Here is an 849-nt window from a genome sequence, read left to right as displayed (position 1 = left end):
GGCGCCGCTGGGACGAGAGCGCGGCGCGGACTCGAGGGCAAGGGACCCGCGATGCCGGATCCGGCCCGCGGGGCGCGCCCCGCGGGCGGCGGCGCTGCCGCCGCCCTCCTCCCCGGCGCCCCCAGGGCATCTCGGGTTCCGCCGCTCGCCGGTTTTCGCTTCCACCCCATGGGCCGCCATCCGCCCAACGACCATCCCGCCGGCGCCGGGCCCATTATCGGGGCCAATTGCGCTCCCGCCGACCCGGCGATTTCAAAACCATGCCGGTTTACGGGGCCAGGCCGGGAACCCCCGAGCATGCCGTAATCGGTAAAATCAAAACCGCAGGTAGACGACTTGCGCATTCAGCGAAATGCAGGGTATGGACGGCCGGTCCGGGTCCAGCCCCGTAATCCGGCATGGTTTTGAAATGGTTCTTGTCAATCAGCATTAACTATTGCGTGGATTTGACCGAAAACGTTTATCAAGACAATTTCGCAGGCATGTGGAGTGGGAACTTTAGCAAAAAGAAGCCGGGCTATTTGCCCGGCTTCTTGATTCTCTGGTGGGCCCTCCGGGATTCGAACCCAGAACCCAGGGATTATGAGTCCCCTGCGCTAACCGTTGCGCCAAGAGCCCTTATAAAATGGCGCGTGCAATAGAGGCCAATAGAACAGGCCACCCATCTTGAACCACGACGTGAAATACTACCATGCACGCGGCGCCCGTTCAACGCACGATCTTGTCGACCAGGAGGATCATGGTGCCGCCTTTGACCTTGTGTGCCTATATGAGACGATATGAGAAAGCCATTGGGGTCGCCTCCCCCGCGGCGCAGCTTCTTTCCGCGGGCTCAGGGTGCCACAATGG

At 61.8% G+C, this 849-nt stretch carries 1 tRNA gene; it reads right to left on the bottom strand.

From position 1 onward, the window contains the following. Nucleotides 1–542 precede the first annotated feature (542 nt). Nucleotides 543–618 (bottom strand) — tRNA-Ile (locus ACESUZ_RS10105). Between the last annotated feature and the right edge of the window lie 231 nt (nucleotides 619–849).

It is taken from the genome of Collinsella aerofaciens ATCC 25986, assembly GCF_964239575.1.
Taxonomy (GTDB): domain Bacteria; phylum Actinomycetota; class Coriobacteriia; order Coriobacteriales; family Coriobacteriaceae; genus Collinsella; species Collinsella aerofaciens_BQ.
The sequence above is the reverse complement of the archived record's forward strand: the minus strand, read 5'-3'. Positions and strand labels throughout refer to the sequence as shown.